The organism is Mesorhizobium sp. M0185 (assembly GCF_040322175.1).
Taxonomy (GTDB): domain Bacteria; phylum Pseudomonadota; class Alphaproteobacteria; order Rhizobiales; family Rhizobiaceae; genus Mesorhizobium.
Genome location: NZ_JAMYSY010000030.1, coordinates 72176 through 78817 on the forward strand (window position 1 = coordinate 72176; position 6642 = coordinate 78817).

The 6642-nt window shown below is 60.4% G+C and carries 7 protein-coding genes; 2 read left to right on the forward strand and 5 right to left on the reverse strand.

Annotation, left to right across the window (positions count from 1 at the left end):
* Positions 1 to 88: 88 nt before the first annotated feature.
* The 4 genes from ccoP to ccoN are packed head-to-tail and all read right to left on the reverse strand — an operon-like array spanning position 89 to position 3472.
* The gene (gene ccoP, locus NKJ20_RS22135) at positions 89 to 952 is read right to left on the reverse strand and encodes a cytochrome-c oxidase, cbb3-type subunit III (protein ID WP_352746922.1); all 864 of its coding nucleotides are present in this window, start codon (positions 950 to 952) and stop codon (positions 89 to 91) included.
* A 2-nt stretch (positions 953 to 954) separates the two neighbouring features.
* Complete coding sequence (locus tag NKJ20_RS22140; RefSeq protein WP_023759205.1) at positions 955 to 1104, reverse strand: CcoQ/FixQ family Cbb3-type cytochrome c oxidase assembly chaperone; 150 nt, start codon at positions 1102 to 1104, stop codon at positions 955 to 957.
* Between the two features lie 14 nt (positions 1105 to 1118).
* Positions 1119 to 1850, reverse strand: coding sequence for a cytochrome-c oxidase, cbb3-type subunit II (ccoO, locus tag NKJ20_RS22145; protein WP_352746925.1), 732 nt, complete (start codon positions 1848 to 1850; stop codon positions 1119 to 1121).
* Positions 1851 to 1861: 11 nt separating this feature from the next.
* Positions 1862 to 3472 (reverse strand): cytochrome-c oxidase, cbb3-type subunit I, encoded by a 1611-nt coding sequence (gene ccoN, locus NKJ20_RS22150; RefSeq protein ID WP_352746928.1) that lies wholly within the window; start codon positions 3470 to 3472, stop codon positions 1862 to 1864.
* A 251-nt stretch (positions 3473 to 3723) separates the two neighbouring features.
* Between ccoN and NKJ20_RS22155 the strand changes: the two genes are divergently transcribed.
* Positions 3724 to 4140, forward strand: a complete 417-nt coding sequence (locus tag NKJ20_RS22155; RefSeq protein ID WP_352694176.1) for a hemerythrin domain-containing protein — start codon at positions 3724 to 3726, stop codon at positions 4138 to 4140.
* Here NKJ20_RS22155 and NKJ20_RS22160 read toward each other — a convergent pair.
* Positions 4137 to 4865, reverse strand: a complete 729-nt coding sequence (locus tag NKJ20_RS22160; protein ID WP_352746931.1) for a Crp/Fnr family transcriptional regulator — start codon at positions 4863 to 4865, stop codon at positions 4137 to 4139. The genes NKJ20_RS22155 and NKJ20_RS22160 overlap by 4 nt on opposite strands.
* Positions 4866 to 5020: 155 nt before the next feature.
* Between NKJ20_RS22160 and hemN the strand changes: the two genes are divergently transcribed.
* Positions 5021 to 6370 (forward strand): oxygen-independent coproporphyrinogen III oxidase, encoded by a 1350-nt coding sequence (hemN, locus tag NKJ20_RS22165; RefSeq protein WP_352746934.1) that lies wholly within the window; start codon positions 5021 to 5023, stop codon positions 6368 to 6370.
* Positions 6371 to 6642: the final 272 nt, after the last annotated feature.

Here is a 6642-nt window from a genome sequence, read left to right on the forward strand (position 1 = left end):
TCGCCTAGCCCACGGAAAACAAATCGAGGCCCGGCAGAGCCGGGCCTCGTCGCTTCGGCGGTGAGGGCCGGAGAACAGACCCCCGTTCCTATTCTCCACCGCCTAGCGAATGTATGTAGACCGCCAGCTCCTTGATCCTGGTTTCGCCCAGCCGCGCGCCCCAGGCCGGCATCACGCCCTGTTGCGGCGCGGCGACCTGGGCGGCGATGGCCGCTTCGCCCGATCCGTAGAGCCAGATAGCATCGGTCAGATCCGGAGCGCCGAACTCCTTGTTGCCTGTCGCATTGTCGCCGTGACAGGCCACGCAATTTTCGGCAAAAACCCTGGCACCGGGCGCCACCAACGATTGATCGCCGACGGTTTCGGACAGGCTGGCAACATAGGCGCTGACCTGTTTGATCTGGTCTGCGGTGATGATGTCGCCGAACGCTGGCATTTCCGACAGGCGCGTATCCGGATCGGAGGCGAAGCGGATGCCATGCGTAATCGTCTGCTGGATCTGGTCCGCCTTGCCGCCCCACAGCCAGTCGTCGTCATTGAGGTTGGGGAAGCCCTTGGAGCCCTGGGCGCCGGAACCATGGCACTGCACGCAATTGAGCTTGAACGCGGCGCCGCCGGCAGCGACCGCGAATTCGCGCAGTGTATCGTCGGCGGCGATCTCAGAGACGTTTTTCGATTCTATTGCCGTGACGTATTTGCCCTTGGCCACCTCGGCCGCCATCAACTCGTGACCGACCTCGTTGCGGCTGGAGTAACCCAGCACGCCCTTGGTTGCCGAATGCAGCAGAGGCCATGCCGGATAGGCGATGGTATAGCCGATCGCCCAGACAATGGTGATGTAGAAGGTAATGACCCACCAGCGCGGGAGCGGGTTGTTCAGCTCGCGAATACCATCCCATTCATGACCAGTGGTCGAAACGCCAGAGATCTCATCGATATGCTCGTCGCTCATGATCACTCGTCCTCAAGGGGAATCCGGGCGGCTTCGTCGGCCAGCTTGCGGCTGCCGGGGCGCAGGGCAAAGGCGATCGCGCCGACAAAGAACAGAGCCATGGCGACCAGGCCCCAGCTGTCGGCGAACTCCCGCATCAAATTGTAATCCATGGGTAAAACTCCTCTCAGCGGTAGCCGGCGGCTTCGTCGTAGTTCTTGAAATCGACCAGCGTGCCGAGCATCTGGAGATAGGCGACGAGGGCATCCATTTCGGTGACCTGTTGCGGGTTGCCGTCGAAGTCGCCGATCTTGGCTTTGGGGTAGCGGGCCTCGAGGCCGGATGTGTCGGCGTTGGGATCGGCCTGCGCCATCAGATCGGCATTGGCGTGCGCGATCATGTCATCGTTGTAAAGGACACCGACACGGCGGTTGGCGACCAGATGCGTCGAGAAGTCCTTCACGTCGATCGGCGCGTCCTTCAGAAATGCGTAGCTCGGCATGATCGATTCTGGCACCACCGAACGCGGATCCGTAAGGTGCTCGACGTGCCATAGATTAGAGTAGCGGTCGCCAACCCGGGCGAGGTCCGGTCCGGTGCGCTTCGATCCCCACTGGAAGGGATGATCGTACATCGACTCGGCCGCCAGGCTGTAATGCCCATAGCGCTCGACTTCGTCGCGGAATGGCCTGATCATCTGGCTGTGGCAGAGGTAGCAGCCCTCGCGCACATAGATGTTGCGCCCCACCAGTTCGAGTGGCGAGTAAGGGCGCATGCCCTCCACCTTCTCGATCGTGTTGTCGAGATAGAAGAGCGGTGCGATCTCGACGATGCCGCCGACCGTCACCACAAGAAGGGAGCCAACGAGAAGGAGCGTAGCGTTCTTCTCGATGATCGCGTGTTTGTCCATCAAGCCCATTGTCTGGCTCCTTATTCGGCAGGCTGAAGGGCGGGAACAGCGCCGGGCATCGGCTCCTCCTCGCGCTGGTAGCCGAGGATGGTCATGGCGATGTTCCAGGCCATGACCAGGGCGCCGGAGAGGTACATGGCCCCGCCGATGGCACGCATGACATAGTAGGGGTGCATGGCGGCCACGGTTTCGGCGAAGGAGTAGACCAGGAAGCCCTGCTCGTCGTATTCGCGCCACATCAGGCCCTGCATGATGCCGGACACCCACATGACGGCCGCGTAGACGACGATGCCGAGCGTCGCCAGCCAGAAGTGCCAGGTGACCAGCCGCAGCGAGTAGAGCCGTTGGCGGTTCCAAAGCTTCGGCACCATGTAATAGATCGCGCCGAACGAGATCATGCCGACCCAGCCGAGCGCACCGGAGTGCACGTGACCTATGGTCCAGTCGGTATAGTGCGACAGCGAATTGACCGCCTTGATCGACATCATCGGGCCCTCGAAGGTCGACATGCCGTAGAAGGCGATGGCCATCACCATCATGCGGATGATCGGATCGGTGCGTAGCTTGTCCCAGGCGCCCGACAGCGTCATCAGCCCGTTGATCATGCCGCCCCATGACGGCATCCACAGCATGATCGAAAACACCATGCCGAGCGTCTGCGCCCAATCGGGCAGGGCGGTGTAGTGCAGGTGATGCGGACCGGCCCAGATGTAGAGGAAGATGATCGCCCAGAAGTGGATGATCGACAGGCGGTAGGAATAGACCGGCCGGTTCGCCTGCTTGGGCACGAAGTAATACATCATGCCGAGGAAGCCGGCGGTGAGGAAAAAGCCGACGGCGTTGTGGCCGTACCACCATTGCGTCAGGGCGTCCTGGACGCCGGAGAAGGCTGAATAGCTCTTGGAACCCAGGAATGAGGCCGGCATCGAGAGGTTGTTGACCACATGCAACATCGCGATGGTCACGATGAAGGAGAGGTAAAACCAGTTGGCGACGTAGATGTGCGGCTCCTTGCGCTTCAGGATCGTGCCGAGGAACAGGATGAGATAGGCGACCCAGACGATGGTTAGCCAGATGTCCACATACCATTCGGGCTCGGCGTATTCGCGGCTCTCGGTGATGCCGAGCAGGTAGCCGGTCGCGGCCATGACGATGAAGAGCTGGTAGCCCCAGAACACGAACCAGCCGAGATCGCCGCCGAACAGCCGAGCGCGGCAGGTGCGCTGGACGACATACAGGGACGTGCAGAGCAGCGCATTGCCGCCGAAGGCGAAGACGACGCCCGACGTATGCAATGGCCGTAAACGGCCGAAGTTAAACCAGGGCTGAATGTTGAAATCGGGGTAGGCAAGTTGCAGCGCAATGACGACGCCGACCAGCATGCCGACGACACCCCAGAACATGGTGGCGATGGCGCCATAGCGGATTGGCCCATCCATGTAGGCGGACGGGTCGATCGGAGCAGCCACTTCGAAATTCGTGTTGCGGATGAGGATGGCGACAAAGCCGAGCAGCACAAAAAACAGTACCCACATATGCTGCCGGAATGGCTCGTCCACACCGAACCCGGCAGCCACAAGGGCCGCAAATGTGAACAGGCCCAAGGCGAAGATTTGCGTGCCGAACTTCATGACCTGTCCCCGACCTCGGATTGGGATGCGCGGATACCAATCCGCTTGACACCAATTCAGCAGTCGCGTCGTCGCTGCCTTGATCCATGTCAAAGCCATTTGCTTTTGGATTGGGCAGCTTCCAACTCGCAAACGATCAGGAGGCTTTATTGGACGGGGAGAACGAGCGGAAATCGTCGCGGTTTGAAGCGCGCCGCGAGATTTCCATGCCGGTCGGACGGTTCGATCGAGAGTTCCTCCCTGGCGCTGTGATGAAACGTGCCCATGGGGAAAAGTTGCGGCTCTGTGACGCCTTGGAAAAGATCGCCGATACGTTGCCGGCCGCAGATCGCCTGAAGTGTATTGGCGTGGCCAACGCGATCGTTCCGCTGTTGCGCAACATTCACCAATACGAGGAGACGGTTATCTTTCCGGCGTACGAGGCTGCTTTGACTGGCAGCGATGCCAACCTTGCTTCAACTCGTCGATTGCGCGCAGAACACGTCGAGGACCAATGCTTTGCCGGCGAGGTGACTGAAATCCTGCTGGCGATCGGCCATGGCGAGACAGTCGACAATGCCGAGGCTGTCGGCTTCATGCTGCGCGGCTTATTCGAAAGCTTGCGCCGGCATATCGCCTTCGAACGCGAGCACGTCTTGCCGATGATCGGGGTCGTCGATGCCAGTTAGGCGCCGGAGCGTCGCTGCAGCCGGCTCATGTTCTCCACAGTCACGTGCCGGTTGTTGTCGATCCGGATTACGCTGTCTGTTCTCAGTCTGGTCAACTGGCGGCTGACCGTCTCGATCGTCAAGCCGAGAAAATCGGCGATGTCGGCGCGCCTCAGCGGCAGGTCAAAGCTTGTCGACTGGGCCGCCGGGTCAAGCGTAGGATCGATATTCCTGGCGATCATCAGGAGAAAGCTCGCCACCTTTTCCGCAGCACTCTTGCGCCCCAGCGTCACCATCCAGTCGCGGGCTTCGTCGAGTTCGTTCAGCGTCTGCTTGAGCAGACGATGCTCGAGTTCCGGCGATTCCTTCATCATGCGCTCGATGGCGGCCTTTGGAAATGAACACACCGAAACGGCGGTTGCGGCTTCGGCGTTGATCGCGCTTTCCACCTTGAAGGGACTGCCTAGAAAATCGGGGGCAAACTGGAGGCCGACAATCTGCTGGCGTCCGTCCGACAGGCTCTTTGTGAGCTTCACCACGCCGGAAAGCACGTTCGAATAACGGTCGACGGTCTCGGTGTCACCAATCAGTTCTGCGCCCGGTTCAACGGTATGCTTCGATGAGGTCTTTGCGAGGCCCACCAGTTGATCGGGATCGAGCGCGCCGCAGACGCCATGGTGGCGCGCTTCGCATGATCGGCAAAGCACTGGAATGCCGGTGCTGTGAATATCCTGACGCACTGTCATCATGATCGTCCGAGGACCCAAACTGCCGGCAAGATAGCATCGGCGGCAGGAAAATCCTTGCGGCAGTTTGTCCACAGCGGACTTTGACCGAAATCAAGGCTGCCGGCCAGTAATGTGGTGAAAGTCGGGCCATGCAAAGTGGAGCGGATAGAGGCGTGCGGCCAGAATTAGTTGCCAGTCTTGGTGAGAACGTGCCGCGCTATACGAGCTACCCGACAGCGCCGCATTTCAATACAAGCGTCGATGCTGTCGTTTGTCGAGGCTGGCTGCAGGCGCTCGACGAGGGCCACGAGATATCGCTCTATCTGCACATCCCGTACTGCGACAAGCTTTGCTGGTTCTGTGCCTGCCATACCAAGCAGACACGCCACTACGAACCGGTGAGCACGTATCTTCGCTCACTGCATGCCGAGATCGCCACCGTCGCCAGTCTTGTCGCAGGCAAGGGCCGCGTGCGTGCCGTCCATTTCGGCGGCGGTTCGCCAACGATGCTCAAACCGGAGGATCTGGTGGCGCTGGGAACCGTCCTGCGCAACAGCTTCACCTTTCCTCCCGGCGCCAAGATCAGCGTCGAAATCGAACCCAATGATATGGACGATGCCCGCCTCGACGCACTCGCCGAAATCGGCATGACCCGTGCGAGCCTCGGCGTCCAGGATTTTGACCCGAAGGTGCAAAAGGCAATTGACCGCGAGCAGAGCTTTTTGCAGACCAAAGCGGTAGTCGACGGCGTTCGTTCGCGCGGCGTCGAATCGGTCAATCTGGACCTGCTCTACGGCTTGCCACACCAGACCAGGGAGAGTGTCTCCTCCACCGTCGCGCAGGCACTAACCCTGGAACCGGATCGGATAGCGCTTTTTGGCTACGCCCATGTGCCGTGGTTTAAGAAGCATCAGACGATGATCGACGAGGCATGGCTGCCGGGTCCGGCAGAGCGGTTTGCTCAATCGCAACTTGCGGCGCGGGCGATCGTGGACCAGGGATACGAAGCAATCGGCCTCGACCATTTCGCCAAACCGGGCGATGCCCTCGCGCTTGCCGTCCGCGCCGGAACACTGCACCGGAACTTTCAGGGCTATACCGAGGATCGCTGCGAGACCTTGATCGGCCTTGGCCCGTCATCCATCAGCCAGTTTCGCCAGGGCTATGCACAGAACATGCCTTCGACCGCTGAGTATGGACGCATGGTTGCTGATGGCGGGCTGGCCGCTGTTCGGGGTATCGCGCTTTCCGACGACGACCGTGTTCGCGGCTGGATCATCGAGCGATTGATGTGTGACTTCGCCTTCTCGGCGATTGAGCTGGTGGAGCGCTTTGGCGAAGCCGGCCAAAGACTTCTCCTCAAGGCGAGTTCCACGGCTCTTCATGGTCCTGCGCGGCTGCTTGAACTTGATGGTGACCGCTTCGTCGTGCCGGCGGAAAGCCGGCCCTTTGTCAGAAGCATCGCGGCGAAGTTCGACAAATATTTCGAAACCGGTACAGCCAGGCATTCCGTAGCGGTCTGAACGATCGCCCGTTCAGAAGTGCTCGCCGGCCTTGAATGGGCCAATGCGGGTGCCGGCCGCGATCAGATAGGCGGTCGACCAGCCAATCAGAAGAAATCCGTTCACGCCCTCTAGCAGGCTGTTGAAAAAGGCCCTCGCCACCGGACCGCAGCAATGATTCACTGGCTCCGAAGGGATTCGGAGGTGACGAGTGCGCGGCGGCGACGATCGAACTGGCGAACTTTTCAGCTACGTGGACCTTGAGGTCCGGGTTCGGCGCAATCATCCATTGC